Raw genomic sequence first — 26,084 nt, 5'->3', positions numbered from 1 at the left:
TTAATATTGTGTTATTTCAACACATTTTCTTTAATTAATTTTTTTGTTTCTTTATGTGTTAAGTCCGAATTATTTTCATATCCTAAAATAGAGAGTAATTCGCTACTTTTTTGTTGTTCTTTAAAAATTCTATAGGTTAATTCTCCTTTTTCATTTCTATCTATTAGTAAGTGTTTTGGATGCGGAATTAAACAATGTTGTAATCCACCAAAACCACCAATACTTTCTTGATATGCACCTGTATTAAAAAACCCAATATATAAAGGCTTCTCTTTTTCATAAACTGGCAAATAAATACCATTCATATGTTGTTCTGAGTTGTAGTAGTCATCACTATCACAAGTTAAACCACCTAATAAAACACGTTCATATTTATGATTCCATTTATTTATTGGCAACATGATAAAACGTTTATTTATAGCCCAAGAATCTGGTAAAGTGGTTATAAATGATGAATTAATCATATTCCAACGTTCTCGATCGTTTTGTTTTTTCTGATATAAAACTTCGTAAATTGTAGCTCCAGATTCGCCAACAGTAAAACTGCCAAACTCTGTAAAAATATGCGGTACTTCTACTTCTGCTTCATGACAAGATTGTTGAACTTGATTAATAATTTCATCTATCATATAGGCATAATCATAATCAAAAGCCAATGAATTTTTAATAGGAAAACCACCACCAATATTTAAGCTATCTAAAGTTGGGCATACTTTTTTTAGGTTGATATAGACGTTTAAACATTTCATTAGTTCGTTCCAATAATAGGCATTGTCTTTAATACCTGTATTAATAAAAAAATGTAACATTTTTAAATCAACTTGTTTGTTGTTTGCAATTTCACGTTCATAAAAAGAAACGATATTTTTATAGCCAATACCCAATCTAGAAGTATAAAACTCAAACTTTGGCTCTTCTTCAGAAGCTATTCTAATACCCACTTTAAATGTTTTTTTAGTCTCTTTTTGTAAAAGAGGTAACTCCTCAAAATTATCAATAATGGGAATACAGTTTTTATGACCATCATTAATTAAGCCACCGATATTTTTTATGTATTGATCTCTTTTAAAACCATTACAAATTACAAAGGTGTTGTCTTTTATTTTACCTTCCTTTTTAAGGTTTTTTACAATATCAATGTCAAAGGCAGATGAAGTTTCTATATGAATATCATTTTTTAAAGCTTCATTTAAAACATGTTTAAAATGCGAGCTTTTTGTACAATAACTATAAAAATAATTTCCTTTATAATTATGCTTTTCGATACTATTTTGAAACCAATTTTTGGCTTTTTTTATGTTTTCTGAAATTTTTGGCAAATAGGTAAATTTAAGTGGCGCTCCATATTTAGCTGTTAATTCCATTAAATTAATTCCATGCCAGAAAAGTTTATTGTTTCCTGTTGTAAATTCTTCTTGAGGAAAATCGAAAGTTTGCTCAATTATATCTATATATTTTGTTTTCACTTTTGTATTTTAAATATTACAGTTCTGTTTTATTTACTAAAACATAAAAATATTTTAGTAGCATTTTATAATCATTATAAATGATTATTTTTCACTGTAATATTTGTAAGTAAACTACGTGCAACTTAGAAACAAGTTGCAATTCTTGAAGAAAATAAAAAGGAGAAACCTTAATTTTTTCGTCGCATTTCCAAAATGCCTTATAACCAACTTTCTCCCAAAGTGTGTTACTACCGAAACAAGAAAAACTTAACATTTCACTTAAAGTAAGTATTTCAAATGTAGATTTTTTTTAATACAAAAAACAAAAAAAAGTGAAATTTTTTTTTCACTTTTTTATATTTTCTTTAAAATACTATTCTTCTGGAGGATAACCATGTATTTTTTCGAAGTCTTCATCGAAATTAGTTCTTAAGTATGCATTCAATTTCTTCCTATAATCGTCTTTTAACCAGGTAACAAAATTATGTGTACTTTTAGAAATACATTTAGCATATCTATTTATTCTATCGTCAATTTCTTCACCTAACATTTTTGCCAAAATAAGTGCATCAAAAACATCTTCACTATTTTCTATACACATTTTTGCATGGTGTACAATCGATTTTTCTAATACTCTTTTAGAAGACTCACCTGCTTTTATGGTATCTATGTATACCTTTTTCATATCAAAATAGGTATCTGTAGATTTTGCAAACTCTTTTTTAACATCTGCTGGTAGCTCATATCTAAAGTTACTTTCTATTTCTTCATCAGAGAGGATGGCGTCTAAATAATAGTCTGGTGCTCTAAACATTTTTTGCCAGTCTAAATCTGCACCCCAAGGACCAAATCTATGAAAGTTGTTTCCTAAATCTACCACATCAAACGTAGTTTTATTACCAAATATACGAGAACCACGCCCTATCATTTGATAGTATAAGGTTAACGATTTTGTAGCTCTGTTTAATATAATAGCCTCAATACTTGGTTCATCAAATCCGGTAGTTAAAATACTTACAGAGGTAATAATTGCGTTGGGTGTTTTATGAAACCAACGTAAAATTAATTCACGTTCTTTTTTGGTATTGGTGTTATCTAAATGCGCTATTGGGTATCCAGCTTTTTTAAAAGCATGAAAAACTTGTATAGATGTATTGATACCATTGTTAAATATCAAGGTTTTTTTACCTTTAGCGGTTTCTTCATAGGCACTTACCAATTTGGTAAGCATGTCTGTATTCATATACAAATCTTCCGAAGATTTTACTGTATAATCTCCATTAGCACCTACTTCTAAAGAAGTTAAACCCACATTATAAGAGTACATATTTGCTTGCGCTAGATAGCCATTTTCTATTAAATGCTGAATAGATTCTCCCACAAAAAGTTCTTGATAGTTTTCATACATTGGTAATTTAATGTTAGAACTTAAAGGGGTTGCTGTTACACCAAGTATAAAAGATTCATCAAAAAATTTAAAAATTTTTGTAAAAGAATTGTAATGTGCCTCATCTACAATGACTAAGCCAATATCAGAAATATCTAATTTTTCATCATTCAGCCTATTTTTTAAAGTTTCTACCATTGCTACAAAGCAATTGAACTGATCTTGATCGTCTAATTTTGCTGTAGAATTAATGATTTTATTGGTTACACCAAACTCATCTAACATCTTAGAAGTCTGTTTGCTTAACTCAATTCTATGAGTTAACACTAAAACTTTCTTTTTAAAAGTTTCTAAGTAACGCCTAACAATTTCAGAAAAAATTACTGTTTTTCCACCACCTGTTGGCAGTTGATATAATAGATGATAATCTTTAGGTGCAGTTTCAAAACGTTTAAATATTTCTTGAAGTGCGTCTTTCTGGTATCCGTATAATTCTTTTCCTGTTGTTACTTGTGAAGTGTTTGTATCTGCCAAAAATTTAAAATTTTAAGACACAAAAATAAGACTTATAATAGGTTTATCCCAAATTTTAACTAGATAAATCTCGATAAATTAGTTTGAGTAATATCATAATGAGAAGCATTAAAGACCGCAACACTGTTTTTAACCACTATTAATTGGGGTGATTGATGCATTACTTGAAAGGAATACCCAACTTCATCAGAAATATTTCTGTAATTTAATAAATCTAAATAATAAACTTTTAAGTTTTGATGTTCTTCTGTAAAAAGTTTTTCAAATTGTTTAATTACCATACTGCTAATACCACATCTTGTAGAATGTTTAAATAGGAATACACTTTCTGTTTTAGATTGCTCTTTTATGGCCTCTAATTCATCTAAAGATGTTAATGGAGTCCAGTTTAAATATGACTTTTTTTCTGGTTTTGATTCCTTTTTATTTTCATTTCCAAACATCTTGTTAAATATACCCATTTTATAATTTTTATAATTTAGGCAACAAAGATAAGAAACTTTAAACAGTCAAAAAGTCAGTAAAAACAAGAGTTTTCAAGACAAAATGACTGTTCTTTTTGTTAAAAATGAATTGGTACTAAATTTGAAACAAAAAAAGTGAATTAGAAAATGAAAAATCTTCAAAAAATTGAATTGAGATTCCATTTTCTATTCGAATATAAAAAAAGTGGAACTAAGAAATAAAAAAATGGACTTTAATAATTATACAACAAAATCACAAGAGACCATACAAATGGCGCAACAAATTGCGCAAAGTTTTGGTCATAATCAAATAGAAAACGAACATATTTTTAAAGCTTTAACAAAGGTAGACGAAAATGTGCTGCCTTTTTTATTAAAAAAACTGAACGTAAATAGCATTGTAATTCGACAAATTTTAGACAAGCAATTAGAGAGTTTTCCAAAAGTTACAGGTGCAGATTTAATGCTTTCTAGAGAGGCTGGTAAAACTTTAAACGAAGCATCTATTATTGCAAAAAACAGAAAAGATGATTATGTATCTATTGAACATTTAATTTTAGCTATTTATAAATCAAATTCTAATATTGCACAGGTTTTAAAAGACCAAGGTGTAACAGAAAAAGATTTAAATGCTGCTATAGATGAATTAAGAAAAGGAGAAAGAGTAACTTCTCAAAACGCAGAAGAAACTTATAACTCTTTAAATAAATATGCTAAAAACTTAAACAAATTAGCAAAAGACGGCAAGCTAGACCCTGTCATTGGTAGAGATGAAGAAATTAGAAGATTATTACAAATTTTATCACGTAGAACCAAAAACAACCCAATTTTAGTAGGTGAACCTGGTACAGGTAAAACTGCCATTGCAGAAGGTTTAGCACATAGAATTGTAGATGGAGATGTGCCCGAAAATCTAAAAGACAAATTAATTTTTTCTTTAGATATGGGTGCTTTAATTGCTGGTGCAAAATACAAAGGTGAGTTTGAAGAACGTTTAAAAGCGGTCATAAAAGAAGTTACAAATGCAGAGGGAGACATTGTGCTTTTTATTGATGAAATTCATACCTTAGTAGGTGCTGGTGGTGGTCAAGGTGCTATGGATGCTGCGAATATTTTAAAACCCGCTTTGGCTCGTGGAGAATTACGTGCAATTGGAGCCACTACTCTAGATGAATATCAAAAATATTTTGAAAAAGACAAGGCTTTAGAAAGACGTTTCCAAAAAGTTCAAGTAAATGAACCAGATACAGAAAGTGCGATTTCTATTTTAAGAGGAATTAAAGAAAAATATGAAACGCATCATAAAGTACGCATTAAAGACGAAGCTATAATTGGTGCTGTAGAATTATCTCAACGTTACATAACCAATCGTTTTTTACCAGACAAAGCCATTGATTTAATGGATGAGGCTGCTTCTAAATTACGAATGGAAATTAACTCTAAACCAGAAGAATTAGATGTTTTAGATCGTAAAGTAATGCAATTAGAGATTGAAATTGAAGCTATTAAACGAGAAAAAGATGAAGTTAAATTAAAATCTTTACGCTCTGAATTGGCAAATCTAAAAGAAGAACGCAACGAAATTAATGCAAAGTGGAAATCTGAAAAAGAGGTTGTAGATAATATTCAAAACACAAAATCGGATATTGAAAACTTTAAAATTGAAGCAGAAAGAGCCGAACGTGAAGGAGATTATGGTAAAGTTGCAGAAATTAGATATGGTAAAATTAAACAAGCTCAAGAAAAACTTGAAGAATATCAGCAGATTTTAAGTGAAAATCAGAATGAGAAATCTTTAATCAAAGAGGAAGTAAATCTAGAGGATATTGCAGAGATTGTTGCAAAATGGACAGGAATTCCTGTAACAAAAATGATACAATCTGAACGAGATAAACTATTAATTTTAGAAAAACAATTACACAAAAGAGTCGTTGGTCAAGAAGAAGCAATTGTTGCTGTTTCTGATGCTGTTAGGCGTTCTAGAGCTGGTTTACAAAACCCAAATAAACCCATTGGAAGTTTCTTGTTTTTAGGTACAACAGGTGTTGGTAAAACTGAGTTAGCAAAAGCTTTAGCTGAGTATTTATTTGATGATGAAAATGCCATGACACGTATTGATATGAGTGAATATCAAGAGAAACACAGTGTTAGTAGATTGGTTGGTGCGCCTCCAGGTTATGTAGGTTATGATGAAGGCGGTCAATTAACAGAAGCTGTTAAAAGAAGACCTTATTCTGTAGTATTGTTAGATGAAATTGAAAAAGCACATCCAGATACTTTTAATATTTTATTGCAAGTATTAGATGAAGGTAGATTAACAGATAACAAAGGTAGAGTTGCCGATTTTAAAAACACAATAATTATTATGACTTCTAATATGGGAAGCCATATCATTCAAGAGAAATTTAACGACCCAAAAGCAGATATTGAGGTAGTTACAGAAGTTGCAAAAATTGAAGTGTTAGGATTGCTAAAACAATCTGTAAGACCAGAGTTTTTAAACAGAATTGATGATGTAATTATGTTTACACCATTACATAAAAACGATATTTTTGAGATTGTAAAATTACAAATTGAGCAATTAAAGAAAATGATTGCCAAACAAGAAATTACTTTAGATGCCACAGATGAAGCCATAAATTACTTAGCTAAAAAAGGATATCAACCAGAATTTGGAGCAAGACCTGTAAAAAGAGTGATTCAAAAAGAGGTTTTAAATCAATTATCTAAAGAAATTTTAGCAGGTAAAATTACCACAGATAGTATTATTTTATTAGATGCTTTTGATGATAAATTGGTATTTAGAAATCAATCTGATTTGGTTACGAATTCTTAAACATATATCATATATAAATATTTAGACTCCACAGGTTTTAAAAACCTATGGGGTCTTTAACTGTAAAAAATTGTTTTGTACTTTCGTAATTAAATTTATTACAGATGAAAAAAAATTTCTTCCTTTTAGTTATTGCTTTTAACCTACTTTCTTGTACTTCTAATGATAAGACTACCTATTATTTAATTAGACATGCTGAAAAAGATAGAACAGATAAAACCAATAAAAATCCAAATTTGAATGAAAAAGGGTTAGAAAGAGCTAAAAAGTGGGCAACATATTTTAAAGAAATCCAGTTAGATGCCGTTTATTCTACAAATTATAATAGAACACAACAAACTGCAAAACCAACAGCAGACATTAAGCATTTAAAGGTTTTAAGTTATAATCCTAGAAAAATGTACGACTCTATTTTTAGAGCTAACACAACAGGAAAAACAGTTTTAGTAGTTGGCCATAGCAATACCACACCTGTTTTTGCAAATAAAATATTAGGAGAAAAAAAATATAAAAATATGGATGACAATGATAATGCTAGCTTATATATTGTAACTATTTCTGAGGATAAAACAACAAGTGAAGTAAAAAAAGTAAAGTAAATTTACTTTCTAGCAACCAACATCATATGTGGGCTAAAAGCCAATACAGACTCATCTAACTCTGTCGTTTTTAAAATTTCTAATAAAGTTTCTTTTTTTTTAGGGTTTAGCATGTTTGCAAAATACGCGTTGTCTAACCAAATCATACCTTCTACAGCAAATAGATTGATAATTTCTAAATTTTGCGATGTAAATTCCTTTTTTAACTGTTTGGGTTTGTGATAAAAACCATCTGCCAATAACCATGGAAATTCTTTTGGTGGGTTGTGAATTCCTGTTGTTAATTCGGTTTTACACATTTCTAAAAAAGGTTTTTTATGCACCAAACCTTGCATTAAACCAGCTACTGTAGATGCAGAGGAATTAATAGCAAAACCTAAAATATGTCCGTTTTTTTTTAACACCCTTTTTGCTTCGTTTATAGTTTGCAAACGGTCTTCTTTTTTTTGAAGATGATATAATGGTCCGTGCAGAATTACCAAATCTGCCACTTCATTCTCAATTGCTAAATTTTGAGATTCACCTAGAGTTACTGTAAATTTATTTTTGAGTTTGTTTGCTCTTTTTTGAGCTAGTTTTACATGCTTTTCTACAGGCTCTATGACATGTACTTTATGCCCTTTTTCAGCTAACCATTCTGCATATTTTCCTGTACCACCACCAACATCTATAATGGTTACATTTGGTTTTTTTATGTGCCTTTCTATAAGAGATTTTATACGTTCAAACTCAAAAAAACCCATACCAGATTCTAAACGTGTTTCTTCTGATGCTTGATTGTAAAAAGCTTCTAGTTCTTTACTAATAAGTTGTTTTTTTTTCATTTTGAATGTTTATATAAATACAGCATAAAAAAATAATGGAAAGCAGGAATAATAAAAAATTAACTCCCTAATAACCTTACTTCTATATCTTTTAGCACAATTTCTGAAACTTTTATAAGTTGATCCTGTTCAAAAGCTTTGTCTATATCTATTAATTTTATCGGTTTATTTTTAGGTTTGTAGTTGTGATAATCTACAAAACGAATACCGTTTTTAACACATTGTTCTTTTAAAACTCGAAAACGTTTTCCACCACCATTTGTGTGATAAGAATAGGCCAAATAATCAATTAAAAAATCTTTTTTTCCAATCCAATAAATAAAAACATCTTCAAAATCTTCTCCTCCTCCAATTTCAGAAAAAGTAATTTCTACTTTGTAATATTCTTTTCCTTTTATAGTTGCAGTTGGTAATAACTTCTTTTGTACAGCTTTGTCATTTAAGCCATAAGGCAAGACAGAAAAATAGTGTACAGAGTTTACTGAATTTGCATATTTGATAGCCATTGAATCTGCTACTGGAAACTGGTGAGCGTTTATTTCTCTTCGAAAACCGTCGTTAGAAACAATATCAGAAATAACTTCCATAGTTTCTTTTTGTTCATTTCTAATCAATAAAAATTTTCCGTTTTTTTTTCTTGAAGCCACGTATTCTTTATCTCTAAATGTAAAGGTAATTTCTGAATTCGCCACTTTATCTGCACCAGAATATGCAATAGTTTTATCTATAATTTGCTGTGCAGTAAGTTGTTTTTCAGCAGTTTTGCAAGATGCTATTAAAAAAAATATAGATAAATAAAAATATTTCATTGAGTTTAATTTGTGTTGATTAGAAATCAATTTCAAAATTACATTTCTTTCTCGAATGTAAAAATGTATCTTTGTTAAAATAAATAATGAAGTTGTAACCGTGCAGAAAAAGATTAATATACAAAACAAAAAAGCACGTTTCGAATACGAAATTCTAGACAAATATGTGGCTGGAATTCAGTTAACTGGAACAGAAATAAAATCGATAAGACAAAGCAAAGCTAGAATTACAGAGAGTTTTTGCGAGTTTAATGATAGAGGTGAATTGTTTATTGTAAATATGTATATACAAGAATATTTATATGGGCATCACTTTAACCACAACCCCAAAAGCGAGCGTAGATTACTACTAAACAAGCGCGAATTACGTAGCTTAAAAAAAGATGTAGAAGCAAAAGGAAATACAATTGTGCCTCTAAAATTATTTATAAATGATAGAGGTTTTGCAAAATTAGAAATTGCTTTGGCTAAAGGAAAACAAACCCACGACAAGAGAAATGTAATAAAAGATAGAGATAACAAGCGCGATTTAGCAAGAATTAAAAAGAGTTTTAATTCGTAATATATTGTCTATAGTTACTTTTTTTAAAACTGATTCTTTTCAAAAATTTATTATTAGTTTTACTAACAAAGGCTTTAATAAAGTATACTATTGCCACTACTCTACTTACTTTCCAAAGTCGAAAAGAAAAAAGACTTTTTGAAACTGAGTAATTTAATGATGGGTATTATATTATTTGGTTAGTTGTCAATGGTTTTATTTACAGTAAATTAAAAGTTAAAATATCTCTTCGTATGCAGATGAGAAGTTATGAATGTTAAATAGGTTTTACAAGTTTCAACTACCCCTAACCAAACAATAGAAAAAAATATATGTTAAAAGAAAAACTTAAAAATTATAATATAATTCTAGCTTCTAAATCTCCAAGAAGACAACAGTTTTTTAAAGATTTAAATATCGATTTCACCATAAAATTAAAAGAAGTTAAGGAGTTGTATCCCCAACAATTAAAAGGAATAGAAATTACAGATTACTTAGCCAACCTAAAAGCAAAAGCTTATAAAGATTTAAAAGATAACGATTTACTTATTACCTCTGATACTATAGTTTGGCTAGAAAATAAAGCTTTAGGCAAACCCAAAAACTATCATGAAGCTTTTGTCATGTTAAAAAACTTATCCGGTAAAAAGCATGAAGTAATCACTTCTATATCCATAAAAAATAAAAATTTTCAAAAAATTATAAATGATATAACTACCGTTTTTTTTAAAAAACTTTCTGATAAAGAAATAAATTATTATATCAACAATTACAAGCCTTTTGACAAAGCAGGAGCTTATGGCATACAAGAATGGATTGGTTTTATAGCCATTGATAAAATAGAAGGAAGTTATTTTAACGTGGTAGGTTTACCTGTTCATAAACTTTATAAAGAATTGATGAATTTATAAACTAAAACTTCAAATAAAAGTTTATTTTTACCAAAAATAAAACAATAGAAAATTTTTACAATTTTATAATGAAAAAATACACATACACAGAAAAAAAAGATACACGTTCTGGTTTTGGAGATGGTTTAACAGAATTAGGTAGAACAAACCCAAACGTAGTTGCTTTATGTGCAGATTTAATTGGTTCTTTAAAAATGGATCAATTTATAGAAGAAAACCCAGACAGGTTTTTCCAAACTGGTATTGCAGAAGCTAATATGATTGGTATTGCTGCTGGTTTAACTATTGGTGGTAAAATACCGTTTACAGGTACTTTTGCTAATTTTTCTACGGGTCGTGTTTACGATCAAATAAGACAATCTGTTGCATATTCTGGTAAAAATGTAAAAATTTGTGCCTCTCATGCAGGTGTTACGTTAGGTGAAGACGGTGCAACACACCAAATTTTAGAAGATATTGGTTTAATGAAAATGTTACCTGGAATGACTGTTATTAATCCTTGTGATTATAATCAAACTAAAGCAGCAACCATAGCTATAGCCGATTTTGATGGTCCTGTATATTTACGTTTTGGTCGTCCAAAAGTACCTGTATTTATGCCAACAGACACAAAATTTGAAATCGGTAAAGGAATTCAATTAACAGAAGGTACAGATGTAACAATTGTTGCAACTGGACATTTAGTTTGGGAATCTTTACAAGCAGCAGAACAGTTAGAAGCACAAGGTATTACTGCAGAAGTAATTAATATTCACACGATAAAACCTTTAGACGAAGAAATTATTTTAAAATCTATAGCAAAAACAGGTTGTATTGTTACTGCAGAAGAACATAATATAATTGGTGGTTTAGGTGAAAGTGTTGCCAGAACTTTATCTTTAAACGCACCAACAGTGCAAGAGTTTATAGGTACAAACGATACTTTTGGTGAGTCTGGAACACCAGAGCAATTAATGGCAAAATATGGCTTAGATGCAGCTGCAGTTGTAAAAGCCGCTAAAAAAGTAATTTCTAGAAAATAAAAATATTTCTATTTAATACTTCTTAAGTTTAATTAAAAATGAAAATCATGAAAAAGTTTTTTTTATTAATTTGTTTGGCTTTTGCATTTAGTCAAACTACAAACGCACAAGTAAGTTTTGGTTTAAAAGGTGGTATCAACTATAACTCTAACTCTATTGAAAACGTAAGTGAAGATGTTTTTAGTGGCGCTAAAAGTAAAACAGGTTACCACGCAGGTATTTGGTTAAGATTTAAAGTCCCTGTAATTGGCCTTTATATTAGACCTGAATTAATATACAATAATTTAGAAAACAGTGTAACCTATAACAATACTTCTAGTTCTTATAAATTTCAGAAAATTGATGTTCCTGTTTTATTAGGAAAAAAGATTTTTGGAGTTGGAAATATTTTTATTGGCCCATCATTTCAATATGTTTTAGATTCTGATTTTGGGTTTGATGATATTTCTGATATAGATACTTCTGGTTTTGCTGCTGGATTAACTTTTGGGGGAGGAATTGAGTTAGGTAAAATTGGTATTGATGTTCGTTGGGAAAGAAGTTTTTCTGGTATAGAAAGCTCTTTTGCTAGAATAGCTGCAACAAATGTAAATTTTGACACAAGAGTAAATCAAATTATTTTCGGTTTATCTTATAGATTATAATAAAATATAATTTAAATAAAAAAGGTCTCTTGAATTTCAAGAGACCTTTTTTTTACAGTAAATTATGTTATCTAAAAAACTCTTAAAAAAATATTTAGAGTTTAAGTTTTATAAAAAATTTGATTATCAGACGTTTGGGTTTAAATAATCTGGTAAGGTTGGTCTGTCTGTATCACTAAAATCATTGGTTAAATCACCGTCCCCATTTGCATCTTCGTCTGCAGAAGGTGTACCATCGTTATCGTGATCTGTATCTTTAACAAAATCTAACAACTCTACATAGAACATTAAATTAGCATTAACTAAACTGCTACTATAGTTATTAGGATTTATTGATGTATAAGCCAACCCAGAAGGTATAAATAAAACTCCTTTCCCTCCATTTAAATAAGTAATAGGCCCATTAAAAGGATCTCCATTTGCTTCCTTTTTTAAATACCCTCCTTTAAAAAGTTCAAATCCGTAAGACCAGCCTCTAACAGCTAAGTTAGAGTAAGAAAACCAAGCTCCATTGGTATTGCTGTCAAAATTAGTTCCTAAATCGGATCCATTTACAATGGCTTGTCCAGAATATTTTGTAAAAACAGAATCTGCAATACTTGGAAAACCTTTATCAGTATCTGGTGATGGATCTCCAACTCTAGTTCGATATACATAAAGTTTGTAGTCAATTTCATTTCTAACAGCAGAAACCGTTTCTAGTTTATCATCTTCAAATAAAGGTGTTTTTCCATCTATTAAAGTTTTTACAGAATCTACACTAGTATCATAATAATGAGATTTTAGAAATTTTACCAAAGTATCATTATCAGCTAAAGCTAATTCCTCATGATCTATATCTAAAAAAGGATTTTGAAAACCAGTTTGATCATCACAAGCATAAAATAAAACTACTCCTAAAAGTAATAACAAAAAAATATTTTTAAATTTATTCATTTAATCTTAAAATTTATGGGTGCAATTTACCATTTTTATACCTTTGTAAAAAGACAAACATAACATTTTAACTTTTTTTATGAGGATTGACAAATTTTTATGGTGTATTCGAGTTTTTAAAACAAGAAGTATAGCCACAACAGCTTGTAAAAAAGGGCAAGTTAAAATAGATGGCACCAATTTAAAACCCTCTAAAGAAGTTTTTGGTGGCGAATTAATTTTAGTGCGAAAAAATCAAATTAATTATCAATTTAAAGTATTAAATTTACCGGAGAGTAGAGTTGGTGCAAAATTAGTAGATCAATTTAGAAAAGATTTAACTCCTAAAGAAGAGTTTGAAAAAACAGCTCTTTTAAAATATGCTAAAGATTATTACAGAAAAAAAGGAGTTGGTAGACCTACTAAAAAAGACAGAAGAGATATAGATAACTTTCAAGACGATACAAATGAAGACCTATGATTGTAACAGATAATAATATTTTAAATACAGCTCAAATTAATCAAAAAATTAAGAGAATTGCCTATCAAATTTACGAAAGCAATGTAAATGAAAAAGAAGTAGTACTTGCTGGTATTATTGGTAATGGCTATACTTTTGCTAAAAAGATTGCAAGCGTTTTAGAGCAAATATCACCGCTTACAATTACTTTATGTGAGGTAAATATTAACAAAAAAAAACCTTTAGACAAAATATCTACATCTTTAGAAGTTAAAGATTATAAAAACAAATCTTTAGTTTTAGTTGACGACGTTTTAAATTCTGGTACAACTTTAATTTACGGAATCAAACATTTTTTAGATGTACCCTTACAACGTTTTAAAACTGCAGTTTTAGTTAATAGGAATCATAAAAAATACCCAGTAAAGGCAGATTTTAAAGGCATTTCTTTATCTACCTCTATTAAGGAACATGTTTGTGTGGAGTTTACTAATAGTCAGGCAAAAGCTTATTTAGTTTAAAAGGTTAAAAAGCTCTTTAGCTAGTTCCTTTTTTGTTTTATTGTTTATTGAAACTGTTGTTTTAGCTTTTTCATAAAAAGGGCGTCTTTCAAATAGATGTTTTGCAACAAATTCAGGTATTTGATCATCATTTAAAGAAGCCACTAAAGGTCTTTTGCTCTTTTTTCTAATCAACCTTTCAATCATATTTGTAGTACTACCATTTAAGTAAATAGAATGTGCATCTGTTTTATTTATGTAGTCCATATTATTTGCGTAACAAGGTGTGCCACCTCCTAAAGCAAGAATAAAAGAGGTTTTGTTTTCTAATAATTCTAACAAATATTTGTTTTCTATAGTCCTAAAATATACTTCGCCTTTTTCTTTAAAAATTTCTGGAATCGTACTATTTTCTTTCTCTTCAATATAGTCATCTAGGTCTAAAAACTTCATAGATAACTTTTTAGCAAGTTTTTTTCCAATACTTGTTTTACCAGATGCCATATACCCTAAAAGGATGATTTTCATTGTATCTAAATTTTTGACAAATATCGATAAAAAAAAATCAATTTTATGGCAATAATTTCAATATTGATAGTATATTTGCAACCGATTTAAGAAAAAGACCTGGTAGCTCAGTTGGTAGAGCATCTCCCTTTTAAGGAGAGGGTCCTGGGTTCGAGCCCCAGCCCGGTCACTAAAAAGGTTAAGCTTAAAGCTTGGCCTTTTTTTATTAAAAATAAAAGCGCACGTGGCGAAATTGGTAGACGCGCAGCCTTGAGGGGGCTGTAAACGCAAGTTTGTGGAAGTTCGAATCTTCTCGTGCGCACTTTTTATTTTATTTCTTTCACAAAAAATTAACCAAACTATACTTGATTATTACTAATATTGTATCATGCAAAAAATACTTTTATTTTTATGCTTATTTTTAACGGTAAGCATATATTCTCAAACCGATTCTTTACGAATAAAAACCTTAAAAGGTCAAATTATACATGCTACTAATAAAAAACCTCTAAGTGCGGCACACGTACTTAATTTAAACTCTGTTAAAGGTACAATTACAGACGATAAAGGTTTTTTTAAACTACCCACAAGAGTAAATGATACTATTTTAGTATCTTATTTAGGCTATTCTTCTATAAAATTAAAAATTACCAACGATTTACTAAAGGGGAATGAATTAGAAATTGCTTTGTATGAGAAACCTGAAGAAATTAAAGAAGTTGTAATTAGATCTACAAAATTGATTGGTGTTTTAGAAGTTGATGTAAAAATGGTACCTAAGGATCGTTTTACTAGAATACATATAAACGGTTTGCCACAAACCTATGAGGTTGGAAAACCAAGAAGTAAAAACTTTTCTTCGCCAGTGGCTGCATTGTTTCAACCTGTAGATTTTTTATATAATTTATTCGGAAAAAAACCCAAACAACTAAAAAAACTTCAGACTCTAAAAAAAGAGGATGATTTACGTAAAATGCTTGCTGGTAAGTTTGATAGAGAAGTTATGATGGAGTATTTAGACATGGACAGGCAAGAACTTTCTGAACTGTTAACAGATTGTAATTACTCTGATTATTTTATTAAAAAAGCATCTGACTTACAAATGATAGAAGCCGTTTTAGATTGTTATGAAAACTACAAAGCCTTAAAGAAAGGTAAAATTGGAAGAAATAAAATTCCTGAGAAGAATTAAATTATATCTAAAAAAAAGGTCTGAAACTAAGTTTCTAAACTTGATTAACTATTAAAATACGTTGGTAGTGTACTTTTTAAACTGTTTTTGTTTACATAAATAGGATAATGAACCTAGAAATTAGTTACACTATATTTTTTGTTTTACAGAACTTTTGGATAGTGTTTAAAAAAAAGGTATCTCCATAAAAAAAGCCTCATAAGATGAGGCGTTTTTTAAATATATTTAAACAATTAGTATTAAGCACTTAATACTTCAGCTACTTTATCTGCAGCTTCTTGAAATTCTGTTGCAGAAATAATCTTCATACCAGAATTATCTATCAATTCTTTTGCTTCAGTTGCGTTTGTTCCTTCTAATCTACAAATAATTGGCACGGTAATTTTATCACCCATATTTTTATAAGCATCTACAACACCTTGCGCAACTCTATCACAACGTACAATACCTCCAAAAATATTTACCAAAATAGCTTTAACAGCTGGGTCTTTTAAAATAATACCAAAAGCAGTTTCTACTCTTTGTGCGTCTGCTGTACCCCCAACATCTAAAAAGTTAGCTGGTTCTCCACCAGATTCTTTAATTAAATCCATAGTACCCATTGCTAAACCAGCACCGTTTACCATACAACCAACATTACCATCTAAATCTACATAATTTAAACCAGCAGCTTTTGCTTCTACTTCAATTGGGTTTTCTTCTCTTAAATCGCGCATTGCTGCGTAATCTTTATGTCTAAATAAAGCGTTTTCATCTAGAGATACTTTAGCATCAACAGCCATTATTTTAGAATCAGATGTTTTTAAAACAGGGTTGATTTCAAACATTGAAGAATCTGACTTGATATATGCTGTGTATAAAGCTGTAACAAATTTTGTCATTTCTTTAAATGCAATACCAGATAAACCTAAGTTAAACGCCACTTTTCTTGCTTGAAAAGGCATTAAACCTAATAATGGATCTATTTCTTCAGTAAAAATTAAATGTGGAGTTTCTTCAGCAACAGTTTCTATATCCATTCCACCTTCAGTAGAATACATAATCATGTTTTTACCAGTAGCTCTGTTTAAAAGAACTGACATGTAATATTCATCTGGCTCTTCATCACCAGGATAATATACGTCTTCTGCAACTAAAACTTGATTTACCAACTTTCCTTCTGCTGAAGTTTGCGGTGTAATTAACATCATGCCTAAAATATCATCAGAAATACTTTTTACTTCGTCTAGGTTTTTAGCCAACTTAACACCACCACCTTTTCCACGTCCACCAGCATGAACTTGCGCTTTTATAACGTGCCAACCCGTACCAGTTTCTTCAGTTAATTTTTTGGCTGCATCTATTGCTTCTGAAGGTGTGCTTGCTACAATTCCTCTTTGAATTCTAACTCCAAAACTATTTAATATTTCTTTTCCTTGATATTCGTGTAAGTTCATTCTTTTAATGTTTTTAAACGCAAGCAAAAATACAAATTCAGATGTAAAATTTTGCAATCTTTCTTATAAAAAAAGCAAAAATTAAAAACTTTTATTTCTTTAAGAAATCTTTAACACATTAAAACTGTAACACTTTAAAAATAACAGCGTCTTTCATACAGTTAACACAATTTTTTAAAAGTACTTTATTTGGATTAAATACTTTCGCTTTGTGTTAACATACAATCAACCCAGAAAAACATGTTCAAAAAAATTATTATCTTAAAGCTATTGGTTTTAACAATAAGCTCTTTTTACGCTCAAAATAATCAAAACAGAAAAAAAATAACTACAACAAGAGTATCAGAAGCACCAAAGATAGACGGTTTTTTAAATGATGATGTATGGAAAAATGCAGAATTACTAACAAATTTTGTCATTTTTAGACCCGAAAACGGAGTTCCAGTAAAAGATGAATATCAAACAACAGTAAAAGTTATTTATGATGATGATGCTGTTTACATTTCTGCGGAAATGCTAGATCCAGATCCAGAAAATATACCTCAAGAATTTGCTGTAAGAGATAACTTTAGTCAAGCAGATTTCTTTTTAGTAACAATAAACCCAAATGATGATGGCCAAAACCCATTTGAGTTTGTTGTGCAATCAACAGGAAACCAAGCAGATTCTAAAGTTTCTAATGGAAGAGAAGATTTTAATTGGAGTGCAGTTTGGGAAAGTGCTGCAAAAATTACAAACAAAGGCTGGAATGTTGAGATAAAATTACCTTACAGAACCATTCGTTTTGCAAACAGACCTTTACAATCTTGGGGGTTTAACTTCCACAGACGTTTAGAAAGATTAAATGAACAACATACTTGGACACATATAGACAACTCTGTAGGAAGATGGACTCAATATGATGGTTTGGTTGAAGGTTTTACAAACATAAAACCACCAACAAGATTGAATTTATATCCTTATGCTTCTGCTACTTCCATTGTTTTTGACGGAGAAACCACATACGATTATAGTGTGGGTATGGATTTAAAATATGGTATTACAGAAAACTTTACCCTAGATGCTACTTTAATTCCAGATTTTAGTCAAGTAGGTTTTGATAATGTAGAGTTAAACTTAGGCCCATTTGAACAACAATTTACTGAACAACGTCAGTTTTTTACAGAAGGTACAGAGCTATTTAATATTGCAAATTTATTTTATTCAAGGAGAATTGGTGCAGCACCTATCGATCAATTTAATGTTGCTTCTACTCTTTCTAAAGACGAAGAAATTATAGATTACCCCAGTAAAGTTACCATGTTAAATGCTGTAAAAATTTCTGGAAGAACCAAAAAAGGTTTGGGTATTGGTTTTTTTAATGCCATCACAGAAACTACAAAAGCAACTATAAAAAATAATACAACTGAACAAACAAGACAGGAGGTAATAAATCCATTTACAAACTATAATATTTTGGTTTTAGACCAACAATTCAATCAGAATTCTACAGTTTCTTTAATTAATACCAACGTAACTAGAGATGGTCGTTTTAGAGACGCCAATGTAACTGCTTTAGATTGGCATATAGAAACGAAAGACAGTAAATATAATGCAGATGGTTCCTTTAGGATGAGTACTATTTCTGATGATGCAAACAACCCTAATATGGGGTATACTTTTGATAATAGTTTTGGCTACAACTCTGGAAACTGGAATTGGGAATTAGGTTATAATTTTACTAATAAAGATTTTAATCCCAACGATTTAGGTATACAATTTGGAAACAACCAACAAAGCATTTATGGAAGTGCAGGTTGGAGAACTTTACAACCCACCAAAAACTTTAACAGGTATAATTTTAATTTTTACAATCAAGCTAATTTCCAGCATTTTTCTGGAGCTTTTACAGGGTATAACGCTGGTTTAGGAGCAAGTGCTCAAACAAGAAAACGCTTTACTTTTGGCGGTAATTTAAATTATGGCTCAGAAAGAAGAGACTATTTTGAACCAAGACAAGGAACTACAAGTGGTGTGTATTTTTTAAGACCAGAAAGGCTGAATGTAAACACATGGATTTCTACCAATTCTCAAAAAAAATTAGAAATAAATGCAGATATTTATTACAATGCATATACTAATCATCCACAAAAGGGCTATGGATTTAGCTTAAGTCCAAGATATCGATTTACAAATCAATTTTCTTTACAATATAGTTTAAGGTTTAACAAAAGATTTAATGATCAAGGATTTGTAAATCAGGATGACTCTAACGTAATTTTCGGACAAAGAGATCGTAAAGATTATTCTAACAACATTTCTGGAAAATATAATTTTAGCACAAACTCATCTTTATCTTTAAGTTTTAGGCATTATTGGAGTGATGTTGCCTATAATGGTTTTTATAACTTAAATTCAGATGGTACTTTATCGGAAAATAATTATATCGAAAATGATGTAAACTTTAATAGCTGGAATTTAGATTTGAATTATTTCTGGCAGTTTGCTCCAGGAAGTCAATTAATTGTTTTTTATAGAAATTCAATTTTTGATAACAATTCAAACTCAGGCTTAAACTTTTACGAAAACTTAGAAAATTTATTCAAGCAACCCAATCAACACACTTTTTCTGTAAGATTTGTATATTTTATCGACTATAAAAGCATAAAAAACATTTTTTAGAACATTTTTTATAAATTAATTTGAATTTGAAATCAGAAATGCCAACGCGTTTCTGATTTCTTTTTTATATTTTCGTTTGAAATTCAAAAACAATGATTGTTAGTAAAAATATTCATAAATATTATGGTGATGTAGAAGTATTAAAAGGAGTAGATTTACAAATAGAAAAAGGCGAAATTGTTGCTATTGTAGGTCCTTCAGGTGCTGGTAAAACAACGCTTTTACAAATTATTGGCACCTTAGACAAGCCCCTTAAAGAGCAAGATTTTCAGCTTTCTGTAAATAGCATTTCTTTAAAAGATCTATCTGACAAAGAATTATCCTCTTTTAGAAACAACCATATTGGATTTATTTTTCAATTTCATCAACTATTACCAGAATTTACAGCTTTAGAAAATGTTTGTATACCTGCATTTATAGCAAAAAAATCAAAAAAAGAAGTAAAAGAGAAAGCTAAAGAATTGTTGGCTTTTTTAGGATTATCTCATAGAATAAACCATAAACCGAACGAACTTTCTGGTGGAGAACAGCAAAGAGTTGCTGTTGCAAGAGCTTTAATTAACAATCCGTCTGTAATTTTAGCAGATGAACCCAGTGGAAATCTAGACAGTGAATCTGCCAAAAATTTACACGAACTTTTTTTTAAGCTTCGCGATAAATTTGGTCAAACATTTGTTTTGGTTACTCATAATAAAGAGTTGGCTAAAATGGCAGACAGAACACTAACCATGAAAGATGGTAAAATTATTTAAACACTCTAACAACTATCATTTTTATACAAAAAGAGTATAAACATTTGCAATGAAAACAACATTTACAGCACTAATTGCCTACCTAAAAAATCCTATTTTAAATCAAGATCAAAATTCAGATTTAAAATATCGTTTTAAAATATATTTACATATTTTAATGATTAGCATCATAACTAGCATCGTAATTTCCCCTGTTTTTGCACTTTTTGAACAACTAAACTGGATAAACTTAGAAAACCATAAAGTAGAAGAACTTTTTAAAGAAATGAGCAAACTACAAATAATTGCTTTAGCTTCAATGGCAATACCTATTATAGAGGAATTGATTTTTAGAGGCCCGTTAACTTTTTTTAAAAAACCAAAAACTTTTAAGATTGGTTTTTACTTTTTTACCCTAGCCTTTGGTTTAGTACATTTAACAAATTTTGATATAACAACTAATGTGCTACTTTTAGCACCTATTTTAGTATTACCACAAACCCTAGTAGGTGCTTATTTTGGCTATATAAGAGTACGTTTTGGTTTACAATGGTCTATGCTTTTGCATGGGAGTTATAATTTATTTTTTATACTTATAGGCTTTATATCAGATTTTTAAAATGAAAAAAACGGAATTAAAAGACTTTTTAGACAACAAAGTTGTTTTGTATAACAACCCAAAATTTATTGAGTCAGATCCAATTCAAATTCCACATTTATTTTCTAAAAAGGAAGATATTGAAATAGCAGGTTTTTTAACAGCCACCATTTCTTGGGGTAATAGAACCATGATAATTAAAAATGCCTTAAAAATGATGGATTTGTTAGACAATTCGCCTTTTGATTTTATTATCAATCATCAAGAATCAGATTTAAAAATATTTGAGAGTTTTGTGCATAGAACCTTTAATTATATCGATTTTCAGCAGTTTATAACATCTTTAAAACACATTTACAACCAACATAATGGCTTAGAAAATGCACTTGCCATAAAAGATAACTCTAAAACCTATCAAACTGCTATCAATCATTTTAAAAAGGTGTTTTTTGAGGTAAAACATCAACAAAGAACACAAAAACATGTTTCAGATCCTTTAAAAAACTCTGCTGCAAAGCGTATAAACATGTTTTTACGCTGGGTGGTTAGAAATGATGCTGCAGGAGTAGATTTCGGAATCTGGAAAACACATAATCCTGCACATTTATCTTGTCCTTTAGACGTGCATTCTGGTAATGTAGCCAGAAAATTAAAATTACTACTTAGAAAACAAAACGATTGGAAAGCTGTTGCAGAATTAGATAAAAATCTTAGAAAGTTAGACAAAAACGATCCTGTAAAATACGATTTTGCATTATTTGGCTTAGGTGTTTTCGAAAAGTTTTAATTAGAAGTTAACAACCATTTCTAAATCCTTTTTTTTGTAATAAATTCGTAGAAACAATCTTTGAAAAAATTAAATGCAATTTAGAAATCCAGAAATTTTATACTTTTTAGCACTGTTAATTATACCTATTTTGGTACATCTTTTTCAGCTACAAAAGTTTGTTAAAATACCATTTACAAATGTTGAGTTTTTACAAAAATTGCAACAGCAAACTCGTAAAAGTTCTCGTATAAAAAAGTGGTTAATTTTAGCAAGTAGATTGCTATTATTTTTAGCGATAATTTTTGCTTTTTCGCAACCTTATTTCAGCAATAAAAACATCAATAAAAAACAACATAATTTTATATATTTAGACAATTCTTTAAGCACAAATACCAATGGAGAAAAAGGGAATTTATTAAAAATAGCAGCTCAAGAAATTATAGAACATGCAAATGATAAAAGTGAATTTTCTTTACTAACAAATTCAGATTTTTATAAAAATATTAGTAAATCTGATTTAAAAGAAATACTTTTAAACATCCAAAACACACCTAAAAAACTATCTTTAGAAACGGTTTTATTAAAAATTAATCAAGAAAAAAAAAATAAAACAAATACTTCAAATAAAAACATTTTAATATCTGATTTTCAATATAATTACAATTTTAAATTCACAAATGTAACACCTGATTTTAACGCTATAAAACTGCAAGCATCACAAAAAAATAACCTTTCTATAGATAGTGTTTTCATAAGCAATAAAAACAGTACAAATTTTACAGTAAATGTGGTAGTTAAAAATCAAGGTGCTGCAAAAGACAATGTGCCAATTGCTATTTTTAACAAAGACATCTTATTAAGCAAGCAGTCCTTTCCTATCCTAAAAGATACTAAAAAAACCATACAATTCACCATTCAAAATACGAAAGAATTTTTAGGAAAATTAACACTAACTTTTAGCGATACTTTTACTTTTGATAATACCTATTTTTTCACTCTAAACAACAACCAAAAAATACGAGTTTTAACTATTGGAAATGAGGCGAATTTTTTAGCAAAAATTTTTACAGAAAACGAATTTGAATTCACAAAAACTGCATTACAAAATATCAATTATAACACCATACAAGAACAACAATTAATTATTCTAAATGAGTTAGAAAATATCCCAGAAATTTTACTAAAAAGCTTGGTTACATTTTCTAAAAATGGAGGTAGCATTGTAATTATACCCCGTAAAAAAATCGACTTAAATTCTTACAATCTATTTTTAAGAAATTTAAATTTGGGTAAAATTGAACCAAAAAAGATAGACACCTTAAAAATTACAACTATTAACTATAAACACCCTATTTTTAAAAATGTTTTTTTAAATAAGGTTACTAATTTTCAATATCCAAAAGTATATAGTTATTACCCTATTTTAGGCGCAAACTCTAAAATTGTTTCTTTTGAAAATAATACAGATTTTATCGCTCAATTAAGAAATAACAAAACCTATTATGTTGCAAGCGCTTTAAACAAGAGCAATAGTAATTTTTTAAAATCACCATTAATTGTCCCTGTTTTTTACAATTTTGGTATACTGAGTTTTCAATACCCTAAGCTAACGTTCACGATAGACCAAGAAAATACCATAGAAATTGAAACCTCTTTAGGTAAAGATGCCATTTTAAAAATTGCGAATAACAACACATCTTTAATTCCACTTCAACAAAATTATCAAAATAAAGTTATATTAAAAACCAAAGAACAACCAACAACAGCAGGTTTTTACGGCATTTTAAAAGATAATAAAAAGATACAGAATATTGCTTTCAACTATCCTAAAGAAGAAAGTTTATTAAACTTTTTAGACCTCAACACCCTATCAGAAAACAACAAAAACATTACAATTTCTAGCTCTATTAAAGAAGTTTTCAACGAAATTAATAAAAATAACGAAGTTCATTGGCTATGGAAATGGTTTTTAGCTTTGGCAATTGTATCTTTGTTGTTAGAAATTTTGATTTTAAAATTCTATAAACCATGATTACGCTTATAAAGTCGGCAAAAATTATAGATACTTCTAGCCCATTTCATCAACAAACTAAAGACATTTTAATTACTGATGGAACAATCACACAAATTGCAGATAACCTACCCTACAAGAAAGATTATCAACTTGTTGAAAAAGAAAACCTGCATGTTTCATGTGGATGGTTTGATACCAGCGTTTCTTTTGGAGAACCTGGTTTTGAAGAACGAGAAACCATAAAAAATGGTTTAACAGTAGCTGCAAAAAGTGGTTTTACAGCTGTTGCAGTAAATGCGAATTCCAACCCTGTGATTGACAACAAATCTGGTGTAGAATTTTTAATAAATAAAGCCCAAGGTTTTGCTACAAAGTTATATCCTATTGCTGCTTTAACAAAAGAAAGTAAAGGTATAGAAATGGCAGAATTGTATGATATGCAACAATCTGGAGCTATTGCTTTTTCTGACTATAACAAACCGATAAGCAATGATAATTTAATGAAAATTACCTTATTGTATGCTCAGAATTTTGATGGATTGGTCTTGAGTTTCCCAAAAAACAAAGCCATTGCTGGAGAGGGCATTGCACACGAAGGTGAAAACAGCACAAAGTTAGGCTTAAAAGGTACACCTGCTTTAGCAGAACACATACAAATTGCCAGAGACTTATTTTTACTTGAATATACAGGAGGCAAATTACACATCCCAACGATTTCTAGTGCAAAATCTGTAGATTTAATTAAAGAAGCCAAAAAGAAAGGTTTACAAGTTACTTGTAGCGTAGCCGCTCATCATTTAACACTTACAGACCAAGAGCTACATGGCTTTGATAGCAGTTACAAAACAAATCCGCCTTTAAGAACAAATAAAGACTGTAAAGCCTTACAAAAAGGGATAAAATCTGGTATTATCGATGTAATTACATCGGATCACAATCCTATAGACATCGAACATAAAAAAGTAGAATTTAGCGAAGCTAAAAACGGAACCATTGGTTTAGAAAGTGCATTTGGAGCTATCAATTCTGTTTTAGCTTTAGATGATTTTATAGACAACATTACCCACAAGCCAAGAAGTATTTTTGGTTTAAAAGCAATCTCAATTGCTGAAGGTCAAAAAGCAGAAATATCACTTTTTACTCCAGAAGAATCGTACACTTTTACAAAGAAACATATGCTATCAACATCAAAAAACAGTGCTTTTTTAGACAAAAAATTAACAGGAAAAGCCTATGGTATTTTTGCAAACAACCAATTGGTTTTAAATGCATAAGCTTTGGAAAACCAAACAAATAAACAAGCTAAAAACATTGGTGTTTTTAGCTATTTAACAATTATTGGACTTGTAATAACTTATATTTCTAACAGGCACAAAAACAATTATTTTGCAAGTTTTCATATCAGGCAAAGCCTAGGTTTACATATTTTATATTTTGCAAATAAATTTATTGTGTATGGTTATTTTGGCACTGTTGCAGGCAATATTGGTAGATTTGGAGTTTTAGTACTTTTTGCACTAGGTTTTATTAGCGCTTTACAAAAAGAAGTAAAATTTGTTCCTTTATTTGGAGAGAAATTTCAAGAATGGTTTCGAAATATTTAAATACACTTTTATGAGTATGAGTAATTTACACTACATTGTTAGAGAACCCAGAATAAAAACCGAACAAACACCATTATTAATTTTACTACATGGTTATGGTAGTAATGAGCAAGATTTATTTTCGTTTGCAGAAGAGTTACCAGAAGAATTTTTAATTGTAAGTGCCCAAGCACCACTCTCTATGGGTTTTGGTGGTTTTGCTTGGTATTCTATCAATTTTGATGACATTAATGGGAAATTTTCTGATATAAAAGAAGCAAAAGAATCTATTCATAAAATTGCTATTTTTATTGATGAAATTCAAGCCAAATACCAAACAAATCCAGATAAAACCTTTTTATTAGGTTTTAGCCAAGGTGCAATTTTAAGTTATTCTTTAAGCTTTTTTTACCCAAATAAAGTACAATATGTAATTGCATTGAGTGGTTACATTAATAAAGAACTATTACCTACAGAAATGCCCTCTAACATAAAAACCGAATATTATTGCTCTCATGGAACTGTAGACCAAGTTTTACCTGTTACTTGGGCAAGAGAATCTAAACCTTTTTTAGATAACTTGGGGCTTAAAAACGAATATTCTGAATACAATGTTGGTCATGGAGTTGCACCACAAAATTTTTTCAGCGTTAAAAACTGGCTTGTAAAGAATTTGTAGTTTTTAGAAAAAAATCTACC

25 protein-coding genes and 2 tRNA genes are annotated in these 26,084 nt (G+C 29.4%); 19 read left to right on the top strand and 8 right to left on the bottom strand.

Features of this window, described 5'->3' with window-relative positions; translation table 11 throughout:
• Positions 1–11 precede the first annotated feature (11 nt).
• From AC2D6T_RS04610 to ytxJ, 3 genes are all read right to left on the bottom strand, one after another.
• The gene (locus AC2D6T_RS04610) at positions 12–1,466 is read right to left on the bottom strand and encodes a type III PLP-dependent enzyme domain-containing protein (RefSeq protein ID WP_484680622.1); all 1,455 of its coding nucleotides are present in this window, start codon (positions 1,464–1,466) and stop codon (positions 12–14) included.
• Between the two features lie 355 nt (positions 1,467–1,821).
• Positions 1,822–3,369: a DEAD/DEAH box helicase gene (locus tag AC2D6T_RS04605; RefSeq protein ID WP_298948198.1), complete on the bottom strand. Its 1,548-nt coding sequence runs from the start codon at positions 3,367–3,369 to the stop codon at positions 1,822–1,824.
• A gap of 59 nt (positions 3,370–3,428) precedes the next feature.
• On the bottom strand, positions 3,429–3,830 hold the full coding sequence (ytxJ, locus tag AC2D6T_RS04600; RefSeq protein ID WP_484680621.1) for a bacillithiol system redox-active protein YtxJ: 402 nt from the start codon (positions 3,828–3,830) through the stop codon (positions 3,429–3,431).
• Between the two features lie 229 nt (positions 3,831–4,059).
• On the opposite strand from ytxJ, the gene clpB reads away from it, so the two are divergent.
• Both clpB and AC2D6T_RS04590 read left to right on the top strand, forming a co-directional pair.
• Positions 4,060–6,669 carry an ATP-dependent chaperone ClpB gene (gene clpB, locus AC2D6T_RS04595; protein ID WP_484680620.1) on the top strand — a complete coding sequence of 870 codons (2,610 nt, stop codon included), beginning with the start codon at positions 4,060–4,062 and terminating at the stop codon, positions 6,667–6,669.
• 104 nt (positions 6,670–6,773) lie between these two features.
• Complete coding sequence (locus AC2D6T_RS04590; RefSeq protein WP_484680619.1) at positions 6,774–7,268, top strand: SixA phosphatase family protein; 495 nt, start codon at positions 6,774–6,776, stop codon at positions 7,266–7,268.
• A 2-nt stretch (positions 7,269–7,270) separates the two neighbouring features.
• Here the strand turns inward: AC2D6T_RS04590 and AC2D6T_RS04585 are convergent, their stop codons facing one another.
• Positions 7,271–8,092 carry a class I SAM-dependent methyltransferase gene (locus AC2D6T_RS04585; protein ID WP_484680618.1) on the bottom strand — a complete coding sequence of 274 codons (822 nt, stop codon included), beginning with the start codon at positions 8,090–8,092 and terminating at the stop codon, positions 7,271–7,273.
• A gap of 59 nt (positions 8,093–8,151) precedes the next feature.
• Positions 8,152–8,901: a DUF6503 family protein gene (locus tag AC2D6T_RS04580; RefSeq protein WP_484680617.1), complete on the bottom strand. Its 750-nt coding sequence runs from the start codon at positions 8,899–8,901 to the stop codon at positions 8,152–8,154.
• 100 nt (positions 8,902–9,001) lie between these two features.
• On the opposite strand from AC2D6T_RS04580, the gene smpB reads away from it, so the two are divergent.
• The 4 genes from smpB (at position 9,002) to AC2D6T_RS04560 (ending at position 12,019) form a co-directional block, all read left to right on the top strand.
• Positions 9,002–9,463 carry an SsrA-binding protein SmpB gene (gene smpB, locus AC2D6T_RS04575; protein ID WP_298948192.1) on the top strand — a complete coding sequence of 154 codons (462 nt, stop codon included), beginning with the start codon at positions 9,002–9,004 and terminating at the stop codon, positions 9,461–9,463.
• A 311-nt stretch (positions 9,464–9,774) separates the two neighbouring features.
• Positions 9,775–10,353: a Maf-like protein gene (locus tag AC2D6T_RS04570; protein ID WP_484680616.1), complete on the top strand. Its 579-nt coding sequence runs from the start codon at positions 9,775–9,777 to the stop codon at positions 10,351–10,353.
• 68 nt (positions 10,354–10,421) lie between these two features.
• Entirely contained in the window at positions 10,422–11,375 is a 954-nt protein-coding gene (locus AC2D6T_RS04565) for a transketolase family protein (RefSeq protein ID WP_484680615.1), read from the top strand.
• Between the two features lie 47 nt (positions 11,376–11,422).
• Positions 11,423–12,019 carry an outer membrane beta-barrel protein gene (locus AC2D6T_RS04560; RefSeq protein ID WP_484680614.1) on the top strand — a complete coding sequence of 199 codons (597 nt, stop codon included), beginning with the start codon at positions 11,423–11,425 and terminating at the stop codon, positions 12,017–12,019.
• Between the two features lie 126 nt (positions 12,020–12,145).
• Here the strand turns inward: AC2D6T_RS04560 and AC2D6T_RS04555 are convergent, their stop codons facing one another.
• Positions 12,146–12,955 carry an FKBP-type peptidyl-prolyl cis-trans isomerase gene (locus AC2D6T_RS04555; protein WP_484680613.1) on the bottom strand — a complete coding sequence of 270 codons (810 nt, stop codon included), beginning with the start codon at positions 12,953–12,955 and terminating at the stop codon, positions 12,146–12,148.
• A gap of 79 nt (positions 12,956–13,034) precedes the next feature.
• Here AC2D6T_RS04555 and AC2D6T_RS04550 point away from each other — a divergent pair, with 79 nt between their 5' ends.
• Positions 13,035–13,415 (top strand): RNA-binding S4 domain-containing protein, encoded by a 381-nt coding sequence (locus AC2D6T_RS04550; protein ID WP_484680612.1) that lies wholly within the window; start codon positions 13,035–13,037, stop codon positions 13,413–13,415.
• Entirely contained in the window at positions 13,412–13,915 is a 504-nt protein-coding gene (locus AC2D6T_RS04545) for a phosphoribosyltransferase domain-containing protein (RefSeq protein ID WP_298948186.1), read from the top strand. Before AC2D6T_RS04550 ends, AC2D6T_RS04545 begins: the two co-directional genes overlap by 4 nt.
• On the opposite strand, the gene AC2D6T_RS04540 is transcribed toward AC2D6T_RS04545, so the two are convergent.
• Positions 13,907–14,422, bottom strand: coding sequence for a shikimate kinase (locus AC2D6T_RS04540; protein WP_347186950.1), 516 nt, complete (start codon positions 14,420–14,422; stop codon positions 13,907–13,909). The two genes, AC2D6T_RS04545 and AC2D6T_RS04540, sit on opposite strands and share 9 nt — an antisense overlap.
• A gap of 96 nt (positions 14,423–14,518) precedes the next feature.
• Here AC2D6T_RS04540 and AC2D6T_RS04535 point away from each other — a divergent pair.
• From AC2D6T_RS04535 to AC2D6T_RS04525, 3 genes are all read left to right on the top strand, one after another.
• A tRNA-Lys gene (locus AC2D6T_RS04535) sits at positions 14,519–14,591 on the top strand.
• A gap of 48 nt (positions 14,592–14,639) precedes the next feature.
• A tRNA-Leu gene (locus tag AC2D6T_RS04530) sits at positions 14,640–14,723 on the top strand.
• Positions 14,724–14,789: 66 nt separating this feature from the next.
• Positions 14,790–15,593: a carboxypeptidase-like regulatory domain-containing protein gene (locus tag AC2D6T_RS04525; protein WP_347186951.1), complete on the top strand. Its 804-nt coding sequence runs from the start codon at positions 14,790–14,792 to the stop codon at positions 15,591–15,593.
• Between the two features lie 239 nt (positions 15,594–15,832).
• Here AC2D6T_RS04525 and sucC read toward each other — a convergent pair whose 3' ends face one another.
• Complete coding sequence (sucC, locus tag AC2D6T_RS04520; protein WP_484680611.1) at positions 15,833–17,029, bottom strand: ADP-forming succinate--CoA ligase subunit beta; 1,197 nt, start codon at positions 17,027–17,029, stop codon at positions 15,833–15,835.
• Positions 17,030–17,269: 240 nt separating this feature from the next.
• Here sucC and AC2D6T_RS04515 point away from each other — a divergent pair, with 240 nt between their 5' ends.
• From AC2D6T_RS04515 to AC2D6T_RS04480, 8 genes are all read left to right on the top strand, one after another.
• On the top strand, positions 17,270–19,690 hold the full coding sequence (locus tag AC2D6T_RS04515; protein WP_484680610.1) for a DUF5916 domain-containing protein: 2,421 nt from the start codon (positions 17,270–17,272) through the stop codon (positions 19,688–19,690).
• Positions 19,691–19,782: 92 nt separating this feature from the next.
• Positions 19,783–20,442 carry an ABC transporter ATP-binding protein gene (locus AC2D6T_RS04510; RefSeq protein WP_484680609.1) on the top strand — a complete coding sequence of 220 codons (660 nt, stop codon included), beginning with the start codon at positions 19,783–19,785 and terminating at the stop codon, positions 20,440–20,442.
• Between the two features lie 49 nt (positions 20,443–20,491).
• On the top strand, positions 20,492–21,040 hold the full coding sequence (locus AC2D6T_RS04505) for a CPBP family intramembrane glutamic endopeptidase (RefSeq protein ID WP_484680608.1): 549 nt from the start codon (positions 20,492–20,494) through the stop codon (positions 21,038–21,040).
• A gap of 1 nt (position 21,041) precedes the next feature.
• Positions 21,042–21,806, top strand: a complete 765-nt coding sequence (locus AC2D6T_RS04500) for a TIGR02757 family protein (protein WP_347186955.1) — start codon at positions 21,042–21,044, stop codon at positions 21,804–21,806.
• A 73-nt stretch (positions 21,807–21,879) separates the two neighbouring features.
• Positions 21,880–23,820: a BatA domain-containing protein gene (locus AC2D6T_RS04495; RefSeq protein WP_484680607.1), complete on the top strand. Its 1,941-nt coding sequence runs from the start codon at positions 21,880–21,882 to the stop codon at positions 23,818–23,820.
• On the top strand, positions 23,817–25,076 hold the full coding sequence (locus AC2D6T_RS04490; protein ID WP_484680606.1) for a dihydroorotase: 1,260 nt from the start codon (positions 23,817–23,819) through the stop codon (positions 25,074–25,076). Before AC2D6T_RS04495 ends, AC2D6T_RS04490 begins: the two co-directional genes overlap by 4 nt.
• A 3-nt stretch (positions 25,077–25,079) precedes the next feature.
• Positions 25,080–25,406, top strand: coding sequence for a hypothetical protein (locus AC2D6T_RS04485; RefSeq protein ID WP_438988587.1), 327 nt, complete (start codon positions 25,080–25,082; stop codon positions 25,404–25,406).
• A gap of 16 nt (positions 25,407–25,422) precedes the next feature.
• Entirely contained in the window at positions 25,423–26,064 is a 642-nt protein-coding gene (locus tag AC2D6T_RS04480; protein WP_484680605.1) for an alpha/beta hydrolase, read from the top strand.
• The last annotated feature ends 20 nt before the right edge of the window (positions 26,065–26,084 follow it).

The sequence above is a fragment of the Polaribacter sp. YIW18 genome, from assembly GCF_057219325.1.
This window is presented reverse-complemented; position numbering and strand designations above follow the sequence as displayed.